Source organism: Bacillus sp. 11B20, assembly GCF_056098985.1.
The window spans coordinates 101,107-126,174 of record NZ_JBLZWZ010000009.1 but is presented as its reverse complement, the minus strand read 5'-3'; the positions used below and the strand labels follow the sequence as shown (position 1 = coordinate 126,174).

Sequence of the window (25,068 nt, the reverse complement as noted above, 5' to 3'; positions counted from 1 at the left end):
TTTTTGTTTCTCCTTTGCATAGTTTCCATTTTGTTTGGAAACAAATAGATGGGTAGAGGAGTGACAAATAGAGATGAAAACATGGATGAAACGATTGTTCATGACAGCGCTATTCATGATTGCACTTTTGACAAGCTTTACGGGCATATCTGGAGTCGAACCAAGTGATTTAGCTGCGTGGGTGAAAGAGACCGATGCGGGCAAGCAAGTATCTTCTTTTTTTCAGCAGCCAAAAAGGGAAACGATGGCACTCAAAAGTGAAGACATGCGATCTGTTTCTCTCGAAGAGGCGTTTAATTGGAACGATTACCCGAAGCAGAAGGTTGTGGCAACCGGCTATACAGCAGGTGTGGAATCAACAGGCAAAACGAAGGAACATCATGCATATGGCATTACATATTCAGGCGTCAAAGTGAAACGTGATTTATATTCAACAGTGGCAGCCGACCCATCCGTTTTTCCGATTGGAACGGTGCTGTTTATCCCAAACTATGGCTACGGTGTCGTTGCAGATACCGGGAAAGCGATTAAAGGTCATAAGCTTGATTTATACTATGAAACCGTTGATGATGTGTATAGAGAATGGGGTAAAAAAGTGCTCGATGTGTATATCATCAAAAAGGGCGAAGGAACGTTAACGGAAAAAGACTTAAATCAGCTCAATGAAGCAGAATCGATGCAAGTATTCCGTCAGCAGTTTCAAGCCAATAAAGAATAAAAAAGCTTTGGGCCATTTAAGGTCCAAAGCTTTTTCGCTTCTACATGAAGTAATAATCTAAGATGAGTGTCAGCAAGATCCCTGTTAAACCGCCGAAGAAGACTTCAATCGGCTTATGACCAAGAAGCTCTTTTAATTTCTTTTGCTTTTCTTTTTCTTCCGCATTTGGGAAATTCTTTGCTTCGGAAACAAATCGGTTAAAATCTGTTACGAGCTTGTTGAGAACAGTCGCCTGTTCTCCTGCCTGTCTGCGAACGCCTGTCGCATCAAACATAGTAATAATGGCAAAGATGGCGGAAATGGCAAAGATAGATGTATCTAGCCCGTGCTCTAAAGCCACTGCTGTGGAGAGTGCTGTTACTGCTGCGGAGTGTGAACTTGGCATTCCGCCTGTGCTTGTAATGAGCGACCAATCTAGTCGTCTAGAAATAATAAATTGAATCGGTACTTTTACAAATTGTGCAAAAAAGATGGCTGCTAGGCTGGCAAGCAGCGGAAAATTCGTCAGTACGCTCATGAACAAGAAACATCCTCTCTTTAAGAAAAAATATCGTGCGAAATGATGAACTAAAAATCCTAGTATGATGAAAAAATGATAGCAGTAAAAAATGCTGCCAAGTCCATGTTCATTATAACATTAAAGAAACTAGATGTGGAACGAGGAGAACACGGACAGGCTGCTTAGGTTTTTGCTGCTTTTTCATGATGCCCTTCCACGTGTGAAAATATAAATGTTCATCAAGTAAAGACAGACTGGCAATGATCGTATAGGCACGCAAATTTTGATATAATAGAAGTTCCAATGTGAAAAATGGAGTTCATTAAGGAGCGTGTGATAAATATGTTTTTCTCGACAAATGAATTGCAGCATAAAGATACACTGGCGATCGGACTTTTTCAAAAGAGCCAATTATCAGGAAAAGCAAAAGAAATGGATGAATTACTTGAAGGAAGAATCACTGAATTATTAAAAGAAGGCGACATTTCATCCAAACGAAATCAGCTTTCGAAGTTTTTCCCATCCCCTGAAACAGGCATCAAACGCATTTATTTTGTCGGGCTTGGGAAGGAATCAGATTACACGTTTGAAGAGGCAAAAGAAGTGTTTGCCCATTTATTTAAAAAGCTTCATCAAGATAAAAAGCAAGCGGTTTCTGTCTTGCTGGATACGTTTATTGGAAAGGATCTGCCTGCCCAAGATGCAGCCCATGCCCTGTCTGAAAGCTGCCTTTTAGCTACATATGAATTGCAGGATTTTAAACATAAAACAAATGAACCGGATCGTTTCATCGAGTTTGTTTATGCAACGACGGAGCATGATCAAGCTGAAATTCAGGCGAGTCTGAAAGTCGGCGAAGTGTACGGACAGTCAGTCAATTCGGCCCGTACCCTTGTGAATATGCCTCCGAACATGCTCACATCCTCTGATCTGGCTTCGTATGCGGCAGAGCTTGCATATAAATATGAATTTGAAATTGAAATTTTAGATAAAGAACAAATGGAAGAGCTCGGAATGGGCGGTATTTTAGCCGTCAATAGAGGCTCAACAGAACCGCCAAAACTCATCGTGCTGAAATACCAAGGCAAGGAAGAATGGACAGACGTCATCGGTCTTGTCGGTAAAGGCATCACGTATGATACCGGCGGCTACTCTTTAAAGCCAAGAGCGAGTATGGTTGGTATGAAAACAGATATGGGCGGCTCAGCCTCTGTTTTAGGCGCAATGGAAATCATCGGGGAACTTCGCCCAGAGCAAAATGTCATTGCGGTCATCGCCTCAACGGATAATATGATTTCCGCAGACGCTATGAAGCCAGACGACGTCATTGTGTCACTAAGCGGGAAAACAATCGAAGTGCTCAATACAGATGCAGAAGGCCGTCTTGTTTTAGCAGATGGGGTGACATATGCGAAGCAGCACGGTGCCTCTGTCCTTGTAGATGTGGCCACATTAACAGGCGGTGTCATTGTGGCGCTTGGAAATGAGACAACAGGCGTAATGACCAATAACGATGAGCTGTACGCTCAGTTTAAAGAAGCATCAGAAGAATGCGGTGAAATGATCTGGCAGCTGCCAATCACGGAAAAAGATAAGAAACGAGTACGAAACAGCAAAATGGCTGATCTCAATAACTCACCAGGCCGTGATGGTCATGCGATCATGGCAGGTGCTTTCATTGGTGAATTCGCAGAGGATACGCCTTGGGTTCACTTAGATATTGCAGGAACCGCAACAACAGAAAAACCTTCATGCTTTGGGCCAACAGGGGCAACAGGTGTGATGGTAAGATCACTTGCTACATTTGTGGAACGATTTGAAGGAACAAAATAAAGGATAAGGCTCTGCCGGATGGCAGAGCTTTTTTATGTAGGACATACGCCATTTGACGAAGTTTTTTTTCTATGGTAACATACGTTGGTACTTTAATTATCTACTACATTAGTAAACTAAAGGATTTCGGGGGTTTCACCATGAATGCAGTTGTTTTAGCGGTTGTTTTAATGTTGATATTAAGCTTGCTGCGGGTCAATGTCGTGATTGCGCTAGCAATAGGCGCTTTAGCTGGCGGACTTGCAGGTGGATTAGGCTTGGGAGGAACAGTGGACGCCTTTACGGACGGACTCGGAGGAAATGCAACCGTGGCGATTAGTTATGCGTTATTAGGGGCATTTGCTGCGGCGCTGACGAAAACAGGTCTTCCAGATGCCATGGTTGAAGGAGCAGTGAAGCTTCTAGGAAAAGAAGGCGATTCAAGACGGAAAACACTATCAAAAGTGCTCATCGTTCTTGTCATTTTGATCGTGTCCTGTTTTTCACAGAACGTCGTTCCTGTTCACATTGCCTTTATCCCAGTCTTAATTCCGCCGTTATTAAAGGTGTTTAACGAGCTTCAGATTGACCGCAGACTGCTAGCGTGTGTCATTACCTTCGGACTCACTGCACCATATATATTACTTCCAGTCGGTTTTGGACAGATTTTCCACGGAATGCTTCGTGACAATATGAAGGAAGCGGGTCTGACCGTAAACCTTGCAGATATTCCGTATGCGATGCTGATTCCTGTAGCAGGAATGGTTCTTGGCTTGATTGTTTCCATTTTTGTATATCGAAAGCCGAAGGTATATGAGAATCGTGAAATTACAGATGTAGAGAAATCGGCTTATACGAAAAAAAGCTTATTCTTTGCCGGTCTTGCTATTCTCGTTTCGTTGATTGTCCAGCTTTATCTATCGCAAAGCCTTGGTGTGGAAGGAATGATCTTCGGTGCACTCGCAGGACTGCTTGTCTTGTTTGTGACTGGAATGATGAAACGCGATGAAGCAGATGAACTCATTACATCTGGAATGAATATGATGGCATTTATCGGTTTTGTTATGCTTGTTGCCGCTGGGTTTGCCAACGTTTTAACAAAAACAGGAGACATTGAATCTCTTGTCAAGGCATCTTCCCAATTTATCGGCAACAGCCAGAGCCTTGCAGCGATTTTAATGCTGCTTGTCGGCCTGCTTGTGACAATGGGGATCGGATCATCATTTGCAACGATTCCGATTATTACAACCATCTTTGTTCCACTTTGCTTACACTTAGGATTTAGTCCAATGGCCACCATTGCCATTATTGGCTCTGCTGCGGCTGTTGGAGATGCAGGTTCACCTGCAAGTGACAGTACGCTTGGACCAACATCAGGATTGAATATGGATGGACAGCATCACCACATTTGGGGAACTTGTGTCCCGACTTTTATCTATTATAATATTCCGCTTGTTCTGTTCGGCTGGCTGGCGGCGATTATTCTGTAAAATGAAAAGCTTGTAGAGAAAACGATGATGTTTTTTCTATAAGCTTTTTTGTTGTTCGCAGATGAAAAAATAATTAGGACAAAAGTATGAATTAAATGAATCTTTCTTCCTCTATCTTACGTATATATGCTGATAAAAATGAAAAGGGGAAGATGGGATATGTCATTTTTTAAAAAGCTAGCGGCAAGTGCTGGGATTGGTGCAGCAAAAGTAGATACCATTTTGGAGAAAAACGCTTATTATCCAGGACAAGAAGTAAAGGGAACTGTCCATGTAAAGGGCGGGAAAATTGCTCAGGACATCCGCTATATCAATGTCAAGATTCAAACACAGTATGTGATTGTGAAAGATGATGAAGAGCAAAGAAAATATGCGAATATCTTTACTTTACGGGTGACGGATTCTTTTACCATCCAGCCTGGAGAAAAGCATGAATTTCCGTTTTCATTTATTCTTCCTATCGATACCCCGATGACGATCGGAAAAGTAGAAATTGCAGTAATGACAGACCTTGATATCCAAGGCGGAATCGATAAATCTGACTATGACCGCATTTTCGTTGAAGCACACCCTTGGGTGAGAAATGTACTGGAGGCCACTAGAAATCTTGGCTTCCACCTAAATGAAGCAGACTGTGAGCAAGCACCTTACTTTCAGCGGCGCCTGCCATTCGTCCAAGAATTCGAGTTCATTCCGACATCAGACTACTATCGCTATATGCTTGATGAGCTAGAGCTGATTTTTCTAATAGATGAAGGCGGCTTAGACATTGTTTTTGAAGTCGACCGCAGAGCAAGAGGCCTGAGAGGATGGCTCGAAGAGATGTATAATGAAGGAGAACAGCTTGCGCGCTACCGCTTCAGTCCATCAGATCTTGAAAATGTAGAAGTGCTTGAAGGAATGCTAGAACAAATCATAGATCAATACGCTGAGTAATGATGAAAAAAGAGCCTGAATGATGACAGGCTCTTTTTTCTATGATACAGCTTCTTGTTTTCGAAAGGATGTGGCTTTGGATACAGAGCGATAAATTTTAGGTGCCAGCATCGCAAGTAATATAGTCAATGCATAGTCTTTTACCATAAACCAGATCATAAAGAACCATGTGGTTTGATAGGAAATCGGTGCATTGAGCCATACATTTAATGCGAGGTATGTATAGGTCGTTCCAATCACATACATCACGGTCGTACCAGCAATGGCTGCAAGCAAAAATCGGCCAAAGCCAGGGCTTTTTCTTTTTTCCAGAATGAATCCGGCAAGCCAGGCAGCAGGGATGTATGATAATACAAAGCCGCCGCTTTTGCCTAAAATGACCCCAAAGCCCGCAGAGAACTGAGCAAATACTGGTGCACCAGCAATTCCAACCAAGGCATAGACAATCATAGCTAATGCCCCGAGCCGTCTGCCGAGTAAGAGACCGGCAAGCACACAAAAAAACGGCTGCATCGTAAGTGGAATTCCGCCGACCTGTAAAAACGGCACAATGGATGTAATATTGGCCCCGATAGCCATGAGTGCAGCAAACATTCCGACTAGCACAAAGTCAGCAGTTCGTGTCTTCTTTTGCATGATGTTTCCCCCTGTCTTATCTGTACAAATAGATTAAGGGGAAGAAGAAATTTTGTCAACTTGTTTTTATTTAAGGTTAACAATAAAACCCGCCCATCAAGAGGGCGGGGAGTAGATTAAGCTTCGGTCATAAAAGTGGCATCGATGGCTTTGCTGACAGGTACGTAATCATAGCCGAGATCACGAGCAACCGCTTCGTACGTGATATGTCCGTTCATGACATTGACGCCTTCTGCGATGGCGTTGTTTTCTCTAATGGCTTTAGCAGCGCCTTTATTCGCAATTTGCAGTGCATATGGAACAGTGACATTCGTTAACGCAACAGTTGATGTCCGCGGAACCGCACCTGGCATGTTGGCGACAGCATAATGCAATATGCCGTGTTTTTCATAAGTAGGTTGGTCATGGGTTGTGATATGATCAATGGTTTCGACAATGCCGCCTTGATCAATCGCTACATCTACAATGACAGAACCAGGTTTCATTTGTTTCACCATTTCTTCTGTCACAAGTGTCGGTGCTTTGGCACCAGGAATCAGCACAGCACAAATGAGAAGATCTGCTTCACTGACTGAATCTGCAATGTTGACAGGGTTGGACATTAACGTTTTCATTTGATGGCCAAATTGGTCGTCCAGCTGACGCAGGCGTTCTGCATTTACATCAATCAGGGTGACATCTGCGCCAAGTCCGATTGCCATTTTCGCTGCGTTTGTTCCAACAACTCCGCCGCCAATAATGGTGACCTTTCCTCTTGATACCCCTGGTACACCTGCAAGTAAAATACCCTTTCCGCCTTTTGGCTTTTCTAAAAATTGTGCACCAATTTGAGCGGCCATTCTGCCTGCTACTTCAGACATAGGTGTGAGAAGAGGGAGTGATTTTCCGTCCGTTACGGTTTCATAAGCAATGGCTGTAACGCCTTTTTGTTTTAATGCTTCAGCCAAGGAGGGCTCTGCGGCTAGATGCAGGTACGTAAATAAGATGAGTCCTTCTCTGAAATAAGGATATTCCTCAGGTAATGGTTCTTTTACTTTCATGATCATATCAGAAGATGCCCATACATCTTTCGCCTGATCAAGAATCTCTGCACCAACAGATACATAATCGTCATCAGTGAATCCGCTTCCAAAACCAGCGTTTGTTTCAATTAAAATCTGATGTCCAGCTGAAAGCAATTGAGAAGCTGCTCCTGGTGTTAATGCCACTCGGTTTTCATTGTTCTTAATTTCTTTCGGAATGCCGATGATCATGTTTATTCCTCCTATGCTTATCTATTGATATTGTATGTCTAGTGTATCCTGAAAGTTTAGAAAATTCTTCGGTTGAAATAAAAAATAAAAAAACGCCTCTTTGTGAAATTTCACAAATGGACGTTTTTTAGCTTCATATCAAGGTATATGGTCATTTTCTCATTCATGTTTTTTAAATCAATTTCTGCGATGTCTGTAATCCGTTTTAATCGATAATTTAAGGTATTGATGTGGATATTTAATTGCTTTGCGGCAATATTGGCATTGCTGTCACAGTCAATAAACCGTTCAAGTGTTTCGACGAGGTTGGAATGATGCCTCAGGTCGTAATCCTCCAGCTTCGATAAAGAGTAACTGGAGTAAGAAGAGCCCTTTCGCTTCTCAGCAAGCACATCAAGGTATTGATAAATGCCTAGTTCAGAAAAGCTGTTTAAACGTTCTGTTTCAACTGGAAAGCGTTCTTTCGTTTTTAATACAGCCAGTGCTTCTTTATAGGAAGGCTGAATTTGAGAGATGTTATCGTAAATTCCTCCAATTGCTGCCTGAACATGCTGAATATGATACCGGTCCGCAAGCTGCTGCAGCATGCCGCTTGTGAATTGTTTAATATCTTGAAGTGGATGTTCTGTTTTTGGTGAGACAAGAATAATGAATTCGTGAAAATCAACAGTCGTTAACAATACCTGTACTTGCTGTGTTGTTTCAAGCAGATAGGACAGCTTTTTTTCTGTCTCCTCTGTGAGTTCGTCACGAAGACGGAAGATGATGATGGCATATGTGTCTGGACATCTGATGCCAAGTCTTAAAAAAAGGTCAAGCATCTCATCCTTTTCATGAATATGACCCGTGAGCATTTTCCAGAAAAGCTCCTGATTGCGTTCCTCTGTTTTCGTTTTTCGAATTTGTAAATTGAGTAATTTGTTTTTCACGGCATGTGCTGCCATTTTGAGAAGGTCCATTTCTTCTTCTGAAAATGGCTGCGTAGATTCAATCGCCCAAATAAATCCGAGCACTTCTTTATCCTTCCAGATGGATATGGCGACCCTGCTAGATAAACCCACCTCTGCAATTTGAGGGACACGAAGCGGTTCGTCTGTTTTAAGGAGTGTAGGAATGATGCCGTCCTTCCAAAGCCGATTGATGACTTTTTCCGGTACCCGGCGGGAGATAATGGTTGAAGTTCTGGCGGGATCAGTAAAATCATTGTGTGTACTATATGCCAATAATCGATGATGAGTATCTTCTATAGTAATAGGGCAATTGAGCACATCACTTATTTGGTCTGCCACATCCTCTAAACGATCAAGACTATACTTAAACGGATCTGTCTTTTTTGTCATAAAAAACCCCTGCTTTTTCGAATATTTCACGTACTTACATTATGAAGAGAATGAGGTACGTAAATCAACAAAAAACTGCCATAAACTTAAAAAAACAAAAAGTTGTGAGAAGCAAGCAAGTGGATGTTGAAGCACGATGAAAAAGAAATAGTACAATAATAACGTAGTAAAAAATCAATAGGCGGAAAGGTCCACCGAAGTCGGTGGATACTTATTAAGAATATATGACCAAAAAAATGTTAAATACTAGATAAAAAGCGAAAAACCAGTAATTCTATAGACTCATTTTGTAAAATAAAAACAGATTTGTTTGACTGTGTATCATTTCTGTTTTTATAATAATAACGTCAAAAAATAAGTGGATTAGCCCATTATATGGCGGCTATGCACGGGAGGTAATGAGGAATATGTCAGGAATTATTCGCGTAACCCCAGAAGAACTAAGAGCGACCGCTAAGCAATATGGTGTTGAAAGTCAAGAAGTGTTAAACCAAGTTGATCGTCTAAATAGAATGATCTCTGATTTAAAAGGAATGTGGGAAGGTGCTTCTAGTGAAGCATTTGCTGATCAATACGAACAGCTTAAGCCTTCATTTATCAAAATGTCTGATCTATTAACAGATGTCAGCAATCAGCTTGATCAAACGGCAAATACACTTGAAAGCACTGACCAAGACATCGCAAGCCAAATCCGCGGCTAATCAAGGGGATTTCCTTTCTAAGTGTGAAAAGCAGAAACAGCGCCGAGTCTGTCAATGGATGCCGGCGCTCTTTCTATTTTGTGAGGTGGAAATTTGTGTATATCGATATTACCATCGACTTAAAAAATTATGATGGCAGTGTGTTTGATTTGAGACTATCAAATTATTTACATATTAAACAAGTCATCCATATCGCCTGGCAGGCAAAACAAATCTCTCTTCCAAAGCGGGAAGGCGGATGGGTGCGAGTAGTCAATAAGAAAGCTGTGTTTTCAGGCGAATATAAGCTGTCAGACTGCGGGATTACCACAGGAGACAGGCTGGAAATACTATGAAAGGACTTTTGTAAATGGCAGATAAAAAGAGTTCCTATTTAGAAGAACAATTAGAAGCAGTCATGAAAAAAGAGGGAGGCACCTATACCTTTATTTTTCAAAAAGAGACAATTAAACTCTTAGACGGTTTAGAAGCGGCACCGATCAAAGACATCAATCCTTCATTTCAGAAAGAGATTCAATTAACTGAAGATGAGGTCATCATTTCTATTCAACCGCCTCCTGCCTATCAGGAATTTCGTTTCATCCATGCAAAGGATGAAAAAAGCAAATGGATTTTTTCATACCAGCTTGTCGATGCAGTTCTTAAACACGACGTGAAGCGGCTGCATCCTATTGTTTCTCCTGAAAACATTGTTTTTCATCAAGGCTTAGCTCCTGCATTTTTGCATTATGGAGTCAAAGAAAGCATCCCGCCATATGAAACTGATCAGCATCGCCTGTTAAAAGAGGTCAAGGCCGTCGTTCTTCGAGTGGTTGACCATGAATATCAATTTCAAGAATATGTGGCTTACAATGAAACGTTGAAATTATCTGAGCTGGCAAAAGAAATTAGTGAAACGAAGTCGCTGGAAGAATTGTCAGCTTTGATTGAGCAAAAGATCAAAGCAATCGATACGAAAGAAAAAACGCTCTTAACCATCCCTAAAAAGAAATGGAAGATTGAGCGATACATCGGACTAGGTCTGCTTGTTCTGCTAATCCCTGCATTGGTGTACACCATTTACACCTTCTTTTTTGCCATGCCAAAACAAGAAGCATACGTCGAGGCAAACAAATATTATCTCAACAAGCAGTACAGTCAAGTGGTGGATACGTTAGAGAAGTATCCAGCCAATAAAATGCCAGTCTCTCTTCAATATGAACTGGCCATTTCGTATGTACAAACGAATCAAGGCAGCCTCTTACTTGATCAGCATAAAAAAGAAATCACAGAAACGTACACATTACAGACAGATCCGCAATACTTCCTATTCTGGATTCATATTGGACAAGGCAATAGCAAGGAAGCACTTGATATTGCACGGGTGCTTGGAGACGACAGGTACATATTCACGGCACTCGTCGCCTACCGCAATGAAATTCAAAACGATGACAACCTTTCTGCTGAAGAAAAACAAAAACAGCTAGATCCAATCATTAAAGAAATGGCGAAATATGAAGAAAAAGAAACAACCGAGACAAGCACAAGTGACTCCTCGGGCGCAAGCCAAACAGATGAAACAGCTGAACAAAAAGAGCAATCAAAAGCCGATCAAGAGAAAAAAGAGAAAGAATCTGAAGCGAAAAAGAAAACCTCTCAGACAAAAAAAGATGAGAAAAAATAATTCTTTCGATACAACTGACAGTTGGTGCTGTCCGATGAGGAGGTGGAGCGTTTGAGTCTTCTTTGGGTTTTTTATGAGGAGGATTATCAAACCGTCCGTTTAGATGAGCAGTTCAATCGAGAAGCTCTGATTGGACCTGAAATAGAGCATACGGTGACAATCCCTTCACTTTCATTTGATGAAGGGACAATTCGTTTATCTCCTGATGAATCGAATGATGGTTTTACTATTTATCAGGGGAATGAGAAGAAAGGCAAATTACTTCCACATGAACCATATCAGCTTGGTTCACTCACATTTATTTTAATGGATGCACATCATGATCAGCATATTTATTACCTAGGAAATAGAGTTGAGCTATCTTTCTCACGTGATGAGAAAGATGAGGTCGATGTGTGGAAAGAACAAGCTCATTCCATGTTTCAAGATGCCAGCCAGTTCACTTTAGAGAAAATCGAAGGAACATGGTATGTCATGCCTCAGGACGAGACGATTTACGTGAACGGAAAGAAAATCAACGGTCCAGAGAAGGTTTATGCCGGAGATGAGCTGTTCTGGAACTTTCTGACGGTGACATTTATAGATGATGATTTATTACAGGTGAAAGCTTACGAACCTTTTCAAACACGCTTGGAAAAAACAAGACCGCCAAGCACCGAAACAAAACAAAAATACCCTTCATACAGACGTACACCGCGTTTGATTTATGATTTACCAGATGACCGGGTATCCTTTAGCTTTCCTTCGCAGGAGAGTGAAAATAACAGCAGAGGGCTTTGGCTTGTTGTCCTTCCGCCGCTTGTCATGCTCCTTGTGATGGGGATTGTCGCCCTTATCCAGCCGCGCGGAATCTTTATTGTCGTGTCGATGGCGATGTTTATCATGACGTTAATTACATCGTCCGTTCAATACTTTAAAGAAAAATCACAGCGCAAAAGACGAGAAGAGAAGCGGCAGCGAGTCTATTCTCTTTATTTAGAAAATAAGCGGAAAGAGCTGCAGGAGCTGTATGACCGCCAGCAATATATTTTGACGTATCATTATCCGTCATTTGAACAAATGAAGTATTTAACATCAGAAATCAGCGGCCGCATTTGGGAAAAGACGCTTGTGAGTGACGACTTCTTGCATCTGCGTCTTGGAACGGGCGCAGTTCCATCAAGCTATGAATTATCGATGAGCGGCGGCGATATGGCCAACCGGGATGTTGATGACTTAATGGAACAAACGCAGCACATGCAAAAAGTATATCGTGAAGTGAAGAATGTCCCGATTACATTCGGTCTTGCGGATGGTCCAACAGGATTAATTGGGAAGCCTGCGATTGTGAAAAATGAGCTTCATCAGCTTGTCGGGCAGCTTGCTTTCTCGCACAGCTATCACGATTTGAGATTTGTCTTTATCTTTCATGAGCAGGAGTATGAGAACTGGGAATGGATGAAATGGCTTCCGCACTTCCAGCTGCCTCATACATATGGCAAAGGGTTTATTTACAACGAACAAACACGCGATCAGCTGTTGTCCTCAATCTATGAAATTTTACGTGAGCGTGATTTAGAAGAAGAAAAAGAGAAGAAAATCTTTACGCCTCATTTTGTGTTCATCGTGACAAATCATGAGCTCATTGCCGAGCATGTGATTTTAGAATACTTAGAAGGCAGCCGGACAGATCTTGGCATTTCCATCATCTTTGCAGCAGAAACAAAGGAAAGTTTAGCTGAAAATATTTCGACGCTTGTCCGTTATATTAACGAAGAAGAAGGAGATATTCTCATTCAGCACAAGAAGGCAGTAAGAATTCCGTTTCAGCTTGATACACATCAGCGCGGGGACAATGAACTGTTTGCCAGAACCCTGAGAACATTAGATCATCAAGTCGGTATGACTAATTCGATTCCTGAGACGGTCTCATTCCTTGATCTTTTCCATGCCAAACAGGTAGATGACATTGGCATTCGTGAAAAATGGCTGACTTCAGAAACGGCCAAATCATTATCAGTGCCGATCGGTTATAAAGGGAAAAACGACATTGTCGATCTGAACTTGCATGAAAAAGCACATGGCCCGCACGGACTGTTGGCGGGAACTACGGGGTCAGGGAAAAGTGAATTTTTACAGACGTATATTTTATCGCTCGCTGTACATTTTCATCCGCACGAAGTTGCTTTCCTGTTGATTGACTACAAAGGAGGCGGAATGGCGCAGCCGTTCCGAAATATTCCTCATTTACTTGGAACGATCACCAATATTGAAGGCAGCAAGAACTTTAGTGAAAGAGCGCTTGCCTCAATTAAAAGTGAATTGAAGAAAAGACAGCGGCTGTTTGATCAGTATCATGTGAATCACATCAATGATTATACGAAGCTCTACAAGGAGAAAAAGGCTGAGCAGGCAATGCCTCACTTGTTCTTAATCTCTGATGAGTTTGCTGAATTAAAAAGTGAAGAGCCAGACTTTATTAGGGAGCTTGTCAGTGCTGCACGTATCGGCCGAAGCCTCGGGGTCCATCTTATCTTAGCTACCCAAAAGCCAGGCGGGGTCATTGATGACCAGATTTGGAGTAACTCCCGCTTTAAGGTCGCACTCAAAGTGCAAGATGCGTCAGACAGTAAGGAAATTTTGAAAAATAGTGATGCAGCGTCCATTACCGTCACAGGCCGCGGCTATTTACAAGTGGGCAATAATGAAATTTATGAATTGTTCCAATCAGCTTGGAGCGGTGCACCATATATGGAAGATGGCTACGGGTCAGAAGATGATATTGCCATTGTGACTGATACTGGTCTTATTCCGTTATCAGGAGTAAGCACAGAGCCAGCAGTGAAAAAAGAGACAGTGACGGAAATTTCTGCTGTTGTGGATGAAATTGAACGTATGCAGCAAGAGCTTGGAATTGAGAAGCTGCCAAGTCCATGGCTTCCACCGCTTGAAGAGCGGATTCCAAAAACACGGTATGCGTCGAGTGAAGAGCATGTCTTCCATTTTGCGCTTGTCGATGAACCAGATCAGCAAAGCCAGCATCCACTTTCTTATCAAATGATGGAAGATGGGAACATTGGCATCTTTGGTTCCTCCGGCTACGGCAAATCACTTGCTGCTACAACACTATTGATGAGCTTTGCGGAGAGGTATTCACCTGAAGAATGGCACGCATATATTTATGATTTCGGAAACGGAACATTGCTTCCGTTAGCCAAACTGCCGCATACGGCGGATTATTTCTTAATGGATCAGATGAGAAAGATTCAAAAATCAATGAAGCGTCTGCGGGAAGAGGTTGAATATCGCAAGCGGTTATTCAGACAGCAAGAAATGAGTCATATCAAAATGTACAATGCCTTAAATGAGAAAAAGCTTCCGTTCATTTTTATCGTGATTGATAACTTTGACATTGTCAAAGACGAAATGCATGATCTCGAATCTGAATTTATTCAGCTGAGCCGTGACGGACAATCACTAGGTATATACTTCTTGATTACAGCTACTCGGGTAAATGCAGTGCGTCAATCGCTGATGAACAATCTGAAAACTAAGATTGTCCATTACTTAATGGATCAAGGAGAGGCGTACTCGATTATTGGCAGACCGAAATTCAGTTTAGAGCCGATCCCAGGACGAGTGATTATCAACAAAGAAGAGCTTTATTTTGCGCAAATGTTTCTGCCAGTTGAAGGAGAGAACGATCTCGAATTGTTTGAGCATCTGAAACAAGAGATACAGCTTCTTCATGACCGCTTTGAAGCAGCCGAAAAACCAAAGCCTGTGCCAATGCTTCCTGATAAGCTGACAGTTTGGGAGCTTGAGAGTCGTTTAGATGAACAAAAACCGCCTTATGACATTCCAGTCGGATTAGATGAGGAATCTGTGGCACCTGTTTATTTTGACTTGAAAAAGAATAAACATTGCCTCATCATCGGTCAAACGCAGCGTGGGAAAACAAATGTGACAAAACTGATGCTTGATCAGCTTTTAATGGCAAAGCCTGAAAAGCTGGCTGTTTTTGATTCAATTGATCGAGGTCTATCCCATTATGCAAAAGAAGAGAACATTGATTACCTTGAAACAAAGGATGATATCACCGAATGGGCAGAAGAAATGGACCGCTTATTCAAGGTGCGGGAAGAGATGTATGTCGAAGCTGTACGCCGAGGAGAGACCGATCAGCTGTCATTTCCTCAAATTGTGCTTGTGATTGATGGCATTACGCGTTTTCAGCAGACGATCGATCCGCGTCTTCAAGATCAATTGGCTGATTTCATGAAGTCATATGCACACTTAGGCTTCAGCCTGATTGCATCAGGGAATCATACCGAGTTCAGTAAGGGTTATGATGCACTCACAAACGAAATCAAACAAGTTCGTCATGCCATGTTACTCATGAAAAAATCAGAGCAAAACATCATACCGCTTCCGTATGCAAGACAAGAACCAGACATTCAGCCAGGCTTCGGCTATTTGGTTGAAAACGGGAAAGAGAAGAAAATCCAGGTTCCTTTATGTGCGGTAGAAAGGAAGAGTGTTCAATGACAGAGCAGCAAAAAAGCTCCATCAAAATCATATCCACCATGATATTAATTCTTGTGCTGCCGGTTTTGTTTTTCCACCTGATTGGAGATGATCCGGCAAAGCAGAAGAAGAATGCCACACGAAATATTGCGGTGGTCAATGAGGATATGGGGGCGAGTGAAAGTGAAAACACGGCTCGTTTCGGACAGGATGTTGTGGCAGCATTGTCAGAGCGTCCTGATTATACATGGACTGTAGTGAATCGCAGTGCGGCGGAAAATGGACTGAAAAACAGAAAGTATGACGCTGTCCTCTATATTCCGTCTGACTTCTCTAAAAATGTGCTGAGCTATGATAAAGACCATCCGGAAAAGGCGTCCATTCAATTTTCGATTCAAGATCAGCTCAATGCAGTCAATAAAGAGAAAGTGCAAAGAGAGCTGGAAAATGCACAAAAGAAAATGAATGAACAGATGTCGACGTTATACTGGAGTTTTGTATCACAGGAAATTGGCAATGTGAGAGAAGAGTTTGAGCATATTGTCGGCAAAGAAGTCGAATTCCAAAACACGATGTACAACTTCTATAAACCGAACTCGAACAAACTATCAGATGCCGTACAGCAGCAGAAGAAACAAATAGAAGAATTAAAGAATGCAATGGCCGATTCACAGAAACAATATAAAGACGGCTTGAGTACAACAGAAGAAGCAAAGAACCAGTTAAAGGACTTTGTGAAAGTAGTCGATCAATACCAGCAGTATCAAGACAAACAAAAGGATCTCTTGATCAAAGCGCAATCAACAAGCCAAAAGCAAATCCAGCAAGGGCTCAAACAGCTCGCTGACATTCAAAACCAAAATGCCCGCAGCTTTAGTGATCAAATGGGCGGACTTAAAACAGACATCAACGGGGTACAAAGCCAGCTGAAAACAACTGACAGCGCCATCCAATCTGTTCAAAGGTCGAGAGAAGAGGCTATTCCTAAGCAATCAACGGGATTAACGGAACTTGTGAAGACGTCTCAGGAAGAACTGATTAAAAAGTATGAAGAGCGTTACTTAGAAGATTATCGAAATAAAATATCAGCCCTGCAGACAAAGCTATTAGCAAAAAGGCAAGAGTTAATGGACGAGCCGGAACCGCCAGTTGATTCTGATGATGACGGGCCATCAGACCAAGATAATGAAAACCCAGAAGAGATTGGGATTAACTTAGATGAAGAAACAAATGAACTCTCACAAATTTCAATAGAGATGAATGAGCTTGCGGATCAATTAGGAGAACCGGAAACACCGCCTTCGACTGAAGATGGGGAACAAGGTGAAAGCGGTGAAAATCCTGCTCAGCCAGATACTAGCAGTAAGAATTCATCGCAGGATGACCTAAAAGCACTCTCAACTCGCTTAGATGAAGTGAAAAAGAAAATTCAAGAAAAAGCTGCTGCTCATAATGACGAATTGAAAGATAAAGTGAGTCAAATGAGTAAAGAGCTTGAGAGTCTGACGAAAAAAGTAGATAAACTTGAAAAGATGATTCTATCGTTACAAGATCGATATAATGTCATTCCAAATGAAATCAAAAATCAGGAATCATCCATTGTCAGCAAAGTAAAAGAGCTGAAGCGCAGAAATTCACCGATTAGTAATGTCTTTAGCGATAATCTTTTTGAGAAAAAATTTGAAACGAAATCAACAAGAACTAAAAAATTAATGGACTATTCAAATCAACTCTCTCAGCTAGAGCTGATGATCGCAAATGTCTATCAACCATCTAATAACTCTTCTCTATATGACACAAAAGGAGAAGAAATCCAATCCATCCTCTCCATCAAAAAAGAAGAAACAGAAAACTGGGATAAGCTCAAAAACCAGATGCTGACATCAAACGATGATGTGTCTACTTTTATTGATGAGATGCAGAAGTTTTCAGATGGCTATGCGGAGTACATCACGACTCAGCAGGCAAGCATGGAACAGGAATTACAGACAATTGCTGAAAGTGCGGACAATGTAGCTGAGCAAATGGCTGATCAAGGAGATGCGGTATATACAGCAGACCTTGCAGGCAGTTCAATTGTTGTCAGTGCACAGGATTCAATTGGTCAGGAAGTGCTTCGTCTTTCTGAAAATATGAGTTCGTTAACCGACCGCCAAAAAGGGGTGGCGGATTATACGAATAACATTGAAGAGAGTGTCACAACAGTTCAAGAAAAAGCAGATACGCTGAATGAAAACTGGAGCAAGAATGTCGACTCTACAAAACTTGTTCAGCAAGATTTAAAAGGTATTTTAGGAAATACATTAAGTGATCAAGGCAACAGCAACTATGTGTATAACCATTTAGCCAATCCGCTAAAAATCAGCGGCGATGTGCCGGAAGAAAAAACGCAGACTGTACCGCCGGTCGTCATTTTGGTCATTGTGATGATCAGCAGTTTGTTAATTGGCTTTTACAGCTCGTATTATGCGTCAGCTCCGATGCTGGTCAAAGGTGCACTGTTTGGCATCTTAAATCTATTAGTCGGACTCATGATCAGCTTGTTTGGACTGAACATTTACAAGCTTGCAGATGATCAAGCCATTCAATGGTCGATCTTCACCATTTTGTTATTAGTGGCGTGCTCTGCCTTTATTCGCACGGCCTTCCTTTTCGGTTCCATTGCCGGATGGATGGCAGCAACGGCGCTTATTTTCTTCTTTGTCGCACCATTAATTGATTTGGTGATGCCGAATTTCCACTTTACCAATCCAGTGACAGACGTGTACCTGTCGATCCAATATGGAAATGGAGACACCTTTGGAATGGGCGTCACAGGATTAGTGATTTTAACTGTCCTTTTCATGGTCGTACCGCTTGTGAAAAAGCTATGGAAAGATAAAACAGAGGAACGTGATGTGACTCATGAAGCTTAATCTATTCGTGAAAGGGGCGGCACTCGCGGCCGTTTCCCTTTTTCTCCTCATCCCTGCCGCTTTTGCTGCTGGTGAAGATACGGATACGAATGTCAAGCCGAATGAATATCAGGAAAAGGAGCTCAATATTAACTCGAGTATATTGAGGGATCAAACGAAATATGAACAAAGTAAAACAACGTCAAAGGTCAAAACAGACATTCATTTTGCTGAACCGCCTAAAGCCCCGGGTGGATCTCTTTCTCCGCAGCTTTTCAGTGATCTAAAAGAGAACCCACCCAAAACACCAGCTCACATGATGAAAGAGATGAATATCTCTTTTAGTGATTCGGCTGTATCAGCACCTTCTGAGGATGAACATGAGAAGCAGACATCAGCACTGCTCCCGATTATCTTTGGTTTCTTGATAGCCCTTGGTCTCGTCGTGATGATTATCCTGATTCCAAAGGTGAATGCGAAGGCTGAAAAGAAATAGTCTGTCTCTTTTAAAAGAGGCAGGCTTTTCTTTATGCAGATTGCTTGATGTCCTACCGTTTCACTACGTAAAATAGTGATATCAAGGGAGGAGATTGTCATTCGAATTTCAATCGTTACAGGCGGATCAAAAGGTTTTGGCCTAGCACTTGTGAACAGGCTGCTTTCACGCGGAGATCTTGTGTACACAGCAGCAAGAAGTGCATCGCCGATATCCCATCCAAAGCTCACACATACTCAGGTCGATCTGACGGATGAAGAAGCAGCGGCCAAATGGCTTCAACATAGTCTCACGCCGCAAACTCTGGCAGATGCTGATGACATCTTATTCGTCAATAACGCAGGAATGGTTACACCTATCAAACGCGTTGGACAAGGCGGACAGGATACGCTTCATGAGCATTACAAGTTGAATCTTGTCATTCCTGTTTTGCTGAGCCATGTGTTTGCCAAACAGACTCAATCTTTTAACGGGAAGAAAACGATCGTTCATCTCTCTTCTGGAGCGGCGAAAAACCCATACAAAGGCTGGAGTGCGTATTGCAGTTCAAAGGCAGGACTCGATATGTTTATGAGGACTTTTCATGAGGAACAGCAGGACGAGGCGCATCCGATCAACACGTTTTCCTTTTCACCTGGCACGATCGATACAGATATGCAGGGGGAAATTCGGAAGTCATCAAAACAAGACTTTGAACAAATAGACCGTTTTCAGCAATTATATGAAACAGGCACACTGAAGAGTCCAGATGAAGTCGCAGGTATTTTGCTCGATCTTTTAGGAGATGATCCAGCTGGCGGATGTGTCTACGATGCACGTGAGTATGTGAAAAAGCAGTCATAACGACTGCTTTTTTCGTATTGTACAAGCAAAAACAGCTCATTTGACATAAGCTATTTTTGAGACTCATAGAAAATATAACAGAACATTTGAGTTTCTTTTCAGAATATGTTAGGATGCTAAAAATATAGATAAGGAGGGGTTTCCATGAGAAAGGTTACATTAATGGATGTTTACACCCATCCAGTCGCTCAAAAATATTTAAATCGTTCAGGTAAAGCCCATGCGATTGCTTGTGCTTATCACGCATTCAAACTGGCGGTGCAGGCTGGGATTAATCCAGATCTCGCTGTGAAAGCAGCCCTCTTGCATGACATCGGCCACTATGAATGGTATACAGCTGGCGGAGAATGGGATTACGAGACATATAGACGGAATGATATTCATGCCATTAAAGGTGCAGAGCGTGCTCACAAACTGCTCATACGCCTCGGTGAGGAACCAAAGGCAGCCAAAGATATTGCGCTTGCAATTCTGCTTCATACGGATTCATATTTGCCAGAGGGCGACCTTCATAAGGACACACTCCAGCAAATCGTTAAGAAAGCAGATGAAATGGATGAAGAGCCTGGCGGGCATCACCATTACAGACAAATAGACGAATCACTTGCAATGAAAAAAATCACGGAATTGGATCAGAAAGTGCAACAGGCACTTCAGCCCATGAAACGCTCTGTTTAGTATGGAATGTCACCATGAATATTTCCATGCTGATCGACATACAATGTGCGAATAACGGTACGGTTAAATGCTGATGTACCTGATGCAGTGAGTCCAGTGTAATGAACCGTGACAGAATAAGCACCTTCTTTTTTCAATTGAACAGCTGATGAAGCAGTTGTTTTGAGAGGATGATCTTTTTGGGCATCCTTAAAGTAAAAGGTTTCTACTTTCTTGCTTAATCGTTTAATCAGACCGCTTGAATGGGTTGATGCATCATCCCCTGATTGCGCTGCTTCTGCTTTGATTTCTTCATTTAATGGTGAATCAAAGGATACGAGCAGCAAATAAGGAGTCATTTTTTCTGAATTTGATCGAATTGTCCATTTTCCAGGAACGGGTTTATTGATTTGCACATGGTGCGAAAATGCGCCTTCATATGGGAAAGATGCTTCCGATGTCTTCAGATTTGTTAAGACGTCTCCATTTGGGGCGATGATTTCCGGCCGCGCCTCCTGCCTTTCATTTAACCACTGAATCGATAAGCCATTCGTTCCTTCCTCTACATAGAACGCTTCTGTTTTATCCTTTTCACTTTCTCCGCCTTTCACATAAACATCTGTATTCAGCTCAGTAGAGTTCGGGCTCTCTATATTTTCACTTCCAGTGCTTGCGGCATTTGCCAGCAGCTGATGCTGGAACACAGGGAACATGCTTGTGCCGTTTTTAATGGAGTTGTGATCCCATTTCCCTGTTAAAATATTGTTTGCATATGATAGTCTTGTGCTGCTTACCGTGACGGCGCCATCGTTTGCACCAAAGCTCTTTAAATACATGCCGCCTAAGTACAGCACCCCGCCAAATGTGCCCCATTCCGATCCCGAATAAGTGATGTATTTTTGAGGAAACTTCTCCAGCTTGTCGGTTTCACTTCGAAAAGCCGCCATGAGCCCCGTTTGCAAAGAATAGAGCGCATCGCTTTTTTGTCCAAGAATTTCCGCGAGCCAGCTTCCGCCCTTGCTATACGCTAAATCTGCAAGCGGCGTCCCGTAATGAGGGGAGCCAAGTGTGATGACCTTCTCTACATATGGATGGGCATTGTGATACACGAGTGCGGACTGTGTATCCACCCCGCCTTTACTATGACCAATCACAATGAGTTTTCGACCGAACACATCATAGATTTCTTTTAGCTTTTCTGCTAATAGTTTGCCATTCTTTTTCGTATCCTGATCTGGATACAAATCTATGAATGCGCTTTCGTATCCGTTCAGAACAGCTTGCTTTGCCATGTCGTTTCGGTCGAACCATGTGGAGGAGGAGCTGTTAATGCCGTGAACAAAAACAAGTGGCGGTTTTGACTCGTCTTTTTGAACTGGCGCTTCTCCTTTAAACCACTTCCCCGGTGTCCCAGGTTCATCTCCAATTGATCCTGCATACGCATAACTTGCAAAGGAAAAAAAGAGCATGACAGCAGCGAGACAGATGAGTTTTTTCAAGATCATTCACCTCTTCAAATGATTTAAGTTGTTGGCAGCACCAATCTATTATACTTCCAAAAGATGTAAAATAACATAAAATGTTAAAATATGGTATTTATGTTGTAGGTTTGCCCTGAGTGACATTCACATGGGTCATTGCATACGCTGTGGGTAAATACACAAGTAAAGGGGCAGGTAGGATGGCACAACAAGGAAGTCCACAGCTTGTTTCATTAGTTGATCCATATGTTTATCAAACATTGCAGAAAGTAATCGGTATGAGATTAATTGTTCAAACAGTGAAAGATACGGTGCGTGGAAAATTAAAAGAAGTCATGCCGGATCATATTGTCATTGAGGCGGGGGCGAAATCAGTTTTTTATGTGCGGATCCAGCAAATTGTATCGGTGATGCCTGATCACAGTGAAAGAGTGTAGCAAGCAGACGCAAAGGTGTCTGCTTTTTTCATGCTTACAGAATGTATATCTGGAAAAAGTGCATGATATACCAATTGTTCTTTTTTTTACAAAAAATAAGGTTCTAAAACAAGAAGCAGTTGACAGAAGGTGGGTTGAATAGTAGTTTTTTAATAAGATCAATACGTAACAGGAGGAGCATCTTTGTTAAAATCTAAAGTTCATTTCTGGACATTCCAAATATTACTTGTTTTACTCATTGTTTATGTATCAACAAAGGTTTCGTTTTTATTTCAGCCGATTATTTTATTTGCTTCAACCTTGTTTGTTCCCATCTTACTGGCTGGAATTCTCTTTTTCATCTTTAATCCAATTGTTCGATTTTTGTCCAAGAAAATTCCTAGGACACTGGCTATCCTGATCATTTATCTTTTGTTCATCGGACTCATCACGTTCATTGTGAATGCTGCGGGACCGATTATTGTCACGCAGGTCGGTGGACTTGTCAAAAGCTTCCCTGGTTATGTGACGGATATGCAGAAATTTATGAATGACTTCTCGCATTCTAAAACATTTACTTGGATGATGAACCAAGATTATGTCTCCGTCTCGAAGTTTGAACAGACAATTGTTTCGACATTAAAAGATTTGCCGGAAAATATTGCTTCAAGTATGTCTGCTGTGTTTGGCGTGATTGCCAATATTGCTTTAGCTGTAATCACAGTTCCGTTCATTTTGTTTTATATGTTGAAAGACGGACATAAGTTTCCGGACAAGCTTGTTCAATTTTTGCCAATGCCTTACCGTAAAGAAGGATTGAAAATCTTTAAAGAATTAAACGATACGCTTGCGGCTTACATACAAGGGCAGATTGTTGTCTGTTTATTTGTTGGAGTGGCTTGTTTTATCGGGTACTTATTAATTGGTGTGAAATATGCGCTCATTCTCGGTATTATCATTGCGGTCACAAATGTGATTCCTTACCTTGGGCCATATCTTGGCGCGGCACCAGCTGTGCTTATTGCGTTTCTTGATTCGCCTGGAAAAGCGGTGGTGACAGTCATTGTCATTCTTGTCGTTCAGCAAATTGATGGAAATGTTATTTCTCCATTGATTATTGGGAAACGCCTCAACACACATCCTTTGACCATTATCCTTTTATTAATTGGGGCAGGAAGCTTTGGCGGGATCCTTGGTATGATCTTTGCGGTTCCTGTTTATGCACTGCTCAAAGCCATCACCTTGAATATTGTCAGATTGGTGCAGCTGCGTCAGCGATCTCGTAAGGAACAGCATTTAAACGTCTAGGACAGATGCACACCTTTTCCCTTTTTGCATAAGATGATTGAGATAAGCAGATAGGGGGAGATTCTGATGCCTGCAATCGTTGGACCTATTCATATCGAGTCATTAGGAGGAAACGGTGCAGCTACTTTCGGTGATGTCCTGGCCATTGCCCCTTTGGCTGTAGACCACTCTACTGGCGGAGCGGGAGCCTTTAATTCAGGTGATTATATGTCACTTACAAGTGATCCGAATGCGACAATGCTTTGGGACTTCACATTGTTTGGCCAGCCTCAATCATTTAACGCATAGAAAGACAGCTGATGATTACAGATCAGCTGTCTTTTTTATTTTTCATACACGTATTTTTAGGCTGGGCATATGATGAGGAAAGAAAAGGTGGTGGAAAGATGCCAGCGATTGTTGGGCCTATTCATATTGATCGTGTGTACGGAAATGGGGCAGCACATTTCGGTGATGTTTTTGCCATTTCGCCAAAAAGTGTCGATCACTCTGCCGGTGGTTCAGGGACTTATAATGCAGGAGATCTTGTCCAATTTTTTAACAGTCCAAATGTCACTTTTGTGTGGGATATAGACCTGATCAGCCAGCAAAAAAGCTTTAATGCGTAGCCAGCTTTGAAAGGGAATTCCTTTTCAGAAGCTGTCTTTTTTTATGGTACAATGGATATGGATGTAAGAAAAAAAAGAGGTGTGAACAGAGTCAAATGAAAATTAGAAAAGCACACATCACAAGCGGACAACCAAAGACCTACAATGTATATTTACATGAAAATAAAAAAGAATATAAAACGCTTGTAGCCGTACCTGACATTGAATGGAGTATTTCCATTGCGTATGAGGACGAAAAAGAGCAGCTCATCCATACGCTTGAACAATCTTTAATGGAAAGAGTAGAAACAGACGAAGCCCGTGACCTCGCACTCAAGATTGTGCACTGGGTCACAGAAATGTAAATTTAGAAACCAGGAGTGAAAACAGCGATGAAAGAAGAATCCGTAGACTTTTATTTGCAGCAGGGGATATTTGGACATGCTGAAACAAAACCCGATGAACGAAGGATGTTTCTTGGTTCATTAAGGGAACGAGCGCTTCTCGCCCTGACAAAGGGACAGGTATCAAGAAATAAACCGTATCATGAGGTGGAGCAAGTATTGAAGGCCAATCGCCAGGCCACAGTTCTTTTAAATGGTGAATTGTCCTATGCTTCCTATTCTCAATATGTCAAAATGGCAAATGCCGCTGGATGTTCGTTTAAAGTGGTGAATCATCATGAAGCGCACTCTCCATTTGGTCTTGTCATAGAGATGCCAAGTGCGGTCAATCAAGAGCACATCTATCTAAAAGATGAGCTGTTTCAAAAAGCTTTTTCTCACGAATCTGTTGAATAGGTTTCCCTAGTGAAATGAATAAGCTATAATGA

Annotated in this window: 23 protein-coding genes; 18 read left to right on the top strand and 5 right to left on the bottom strand. The window is 41.9% G+C overall.

Annotated elements, in window-relative coordinates:
* Positions 1-73: 73 nt before the first annotated feature.
* Positions 74-718: a 3D domain-containing protein gene (locus ACN6NB_RS14800; RefSeq protein WP_039181168.1), complete on the top strand. Its 645-nt coding sequence runs from the start codon at positions 74-76 to the stop codon at positions 716-718.
* A 40-nt stretch (positions 719-758) separates the two neighbouring features.
* On the opposite strand, the gene ACN6NB_RS14795 is transcribed toward ACN6NB_RS14800, so the two are convergent.
* Complete coding sequence (locus ACN6NB_RS14795; protein WP_024423347.1) at positions 759-1,235, bottom strand: divergent PAP2 family protein; 477 nt, start codon at positions 1,233-1,235, stop codon at positions 759-761.
* 324 nt (positions 1,236-1,559) lie between these two features.
* On the opposite strand from ACN6NB_RS14795, the gene ACN6NB_RS14790 reads away from it, so the two are divergent.
* From ACN6NB_RS14790 to ACN6NB_RS14780, 3 genes are all read left to right on the top strand, one after another.
* Positions 1,560-3,050, top strand: a complete 1,491-nt coding sequence (locus ACN6NB_RS14790; protein WP_047203324.1) for a leucyl aminopeptidase — start codon at positions 1,560-1,562, stop codon at positions 3,048-3,050.
* A 140-nt stretch (positions 3,051-3,190) separates the two neighbouring features.
* Positions 3,191-4,519 (top strand): Na+/H+ antiporter family protein, encoded by a 1,329-nt coding sequence (locus ACN6NB_RS14785; protein ID WP_024425962.1) that lies wholly within the window; start codon positions 3,191-3,193, stop codon positions 4,517-4,519.
* A gap of 159 nt (positions 4,520-4,678) precedes the next feature.
* Positions 4,679-5,455, top strand: a complete 777-nt coding sequence (locus ACN6NB_RS14780; protein WP_129192967.1) for a sporulation protein — start codon at positions 4,679-4,681, stop codon at positions 5,453-5,455.
* 39 nt (positions 5,456-5,494) lie between these two features.
* Here ACN6NB_RS14780 and ACN6NB_RS14775 read toward each other — a convergent pair whose 3' ends face one another.
* The 3 genes from ACN6NB_RS14775 to ACN6NB_RS14765 all read right to left on the bottom strand — a co-directional run bounded on the left by ACN6NB_RS14775 (position 5,495) and on the right by ACN6NB_RS14765 (position 8,684).
* Positions 5,495-6,091, bottom strand: a complete 597-nt coding sequence (locus ACN6NB_RS14775) for a biotin transporter BioY (RefSeq protein ID WP_058838089.1) — start codon at positions 6,089-6,091, stop codon at positions 5,495-5,497.
* Positions 6,092-6,207: 116 nt separating this feature from the next.
* Positions 6,208-7,344 (bottom strand): alanine dehydrogenase, encoded by a 1,137-nt coding sequence (gene ald / locus ACN6NB_RS14770; RefSeq protein ID WP_034282594.1) that lies wholly within the window; start codon positions 7,342-7,344, stop codon positions 6,208-6,210.
* A 110-nt stretch (positions 7,345-7,454) separates the two neighbouring features.
* Positions 7,455-8,684 carry a PucR family transcriptional regulator gene (locus ACN6NB_RS14765; RefSeq protein ID WP_039181162.1) on the bottom strand — a complete coding sequence of 410 codons (1,230 nt, stop codon included), beginning with the start codon at positions 8,682-8,684 and terminating at the stop codon, positions 7,455-7,457.
* 407 nt (positions 8,685-9,091) lie between these two features.
* Between ACN6NB_RS14765 and ACN6NB_RS14760 the strand changes: the two genes are divergently transcribed.
* From ACN6NB_RS14760 to ACN6NB_RS14725, 8 genes are all read left to right on the top strand, one after another.
* Positions 9,092-9,385, top strand: coding sequence for a WXG100 family type VII secretion target (locus ACN6NB_RS14760; protein WP_003213769.1), 294 nt, complete (start codon positions 9,092-9,094; stop codon positions 9,383-9,385).
* A gap of 95 nt (positions 9,386-9,480) precedes the next feature.
* Complete coding sequence (yukD, locus tag ACN6NB_RS14755) at positions 9,481-9,720, top strand: ESX secretion system protein YukD (protein WP_003213579.1); 240 nt, start codon at positions 9,481-9,483, stop codon at positions 9,718-9,720.
* Between the two features lie 14 nt (positions 9,721-9,734).
* Positions 9,735-11,048, top strand: a complete 1,314-nt coding sequence (gene essB / locus ACN6NB_RS14750; RefSeq protein ID WP_064498095.1) for a type VII secretion protein EssB — start codon at positions 9,735-9,737, stop codon at positions 11,046-11,048.
* A 51-nt stretch (positions 11,049-11,099) separates the two neighbouring features.
* Entirely contained in the window at positions 11,100-15,575 is a 4,476-nt protein-coding gene (gene essC / locus ACN6NB_RS14745; RefSeq protein ID WP_144491484.1) for a type VII secretion protein EssC, read from the top strand.
* Entirely contained in the window at positions 15,572-18,469 is a 2,898-nt protein-coding gene (gene esaA, locus ACN6NB_RS14740) for a type VII secretion protein EsaA (protein WP_474253404.1), read from the top strand. The genes essC and esaA overlap by 4 nt, the downstream gene beginning before the upstream one ends.
* Complete coding sequence (gene essA / locus ACN6NB_RS14735) at positions 18,459-18,944, top strand: type VII secretion protein EssA (RefSeq protein WP_039181152.1); 486 nt, start codon at positions 18,459-18,461, stop codon at positions 18,942-18,944. The genes esaA and essA overlap by 11 nt, the downstream gene beginning before the upstream one ends.
* 99 nt (positions 18,945-19,043) lie before the next feature.
* A complete protein-coding gene (locus tag ACN6NB_RS14730; RefSeq protein WP_251181302.1) occupies positions 19,044-19,787 on the top strand; it encodes a (S)-benzoin forming benzil reductase in 744 nt (247 codons plus the stop codon).
* 144 nt (positions 19,788-19,931) lie between these two features.
* Positions 19,932-20,465, top strand: coding sequence for an HD domain-containing protein (locus tag ACN6NB_RS14725; protein WP_024423336.1), 534 nt, complete (start codon positions 19,932-19,934; stop codon positions 20,463-20,465).
* Here the strand turns inward: ACN6NB_RS14725 and ACN6NB_RS14720 are convergent.
* Complete coding sequence (locus ACN6NB_RS14720; RefSeq protein ID WP_260982280.1) at positions 20,462-21,949, bottom strand: esterase/lipase family protein; 1,488 nt, start codon at positions 21,947-21,949, stop codon at positions 20,462-20,464. The two genes, ACN6NB_RS14725 and ACN6NB_RS14720, sit on opposite strands and share 4 nt — an antisense overlap.
* Positions 21,950-22,125: 176 nt before the next feature.
* Between ACN6NB_RS14720 and ACN6NB_RS14715 the strand changes: the two genes are divergently transcribed.
* The 6 genes from ACN6NB_RS14715 (at position 22,126) to ACN6NB_RS14690 (ending at position 25,036) form a co-directional block, all read left to right on the top strand.
* Positions 22,126-22,362 (top strand): YuzF family protein, encoded by a 237-nt coding sequence (locus ACN6NB_RS14715; protein WP_024423334.1) that lies wholly within the window; start codon positions 22,126-22,128, stop codon positions 22,360-22,362.
* Positions 22,363-22,545: 183 nt separating this feature from the next.
* A complete protein-coding gene (locus ACN6NB_RS14710) occupies positions 22,546-23,649 on the top strand; it encodes an AI-2E family transporter (RefSeq protein WP_041088455.1) in 1,104 nt (367 codons plus the stop codon).
* A gap of 66 nt (positions 23,650-23,715) precedes the next feature.
* Positions 23,716-23,937, top strand: a complete 222-nt coding sequence (locus ACN6NB_RS14705; RefSeq protein WP_003213446.1) for a spore germination protein — start codon at positions 23,716-23,718, stop codon at positions 23,935-23,937.
* A gap of 98 nt (positions 23,938-24,035) precedes the next feature.
* Positions 24,036-24,257 carry a spore germination protein gene (locus tag ACN6NB_RS14700; RefSeq protein ID WP_107163176.1) on the top strand — a complete coding sequence of 74 codons (222 nt, stop codon included), beginning with the start codon at positions 24,036-24,038 and terminating at the stop codon, positions 24,255-24,257.
* Between the two features lie 95 nt (positions 24,258-24,352).
* Positions 24,353-24,601: a YueH family protein gene (locus ACN6NB_RS14695; protein WP_024423330.1), complete on the top strand. Its 249-nt coding sequence runs from the start codon at positions 24,353-24,355 to the stop codon at positions 24,599-24,601.
* A gap of 27 nt (positions 24,602-24,628) precedes the next feature.
* Positions 24,629-25,036: a YueI family protein gene (locus ACN6NB_RS14690; RefSeq protein WP_126682270.1), complete on the top strand. Its 408-nt coding sequence runs from the start codon at positions 24,629-24,631 to the stop codon at positions 25,034-25,036.
* Positions 25,037-25,068: the final 32 nt, after the last annotated feature.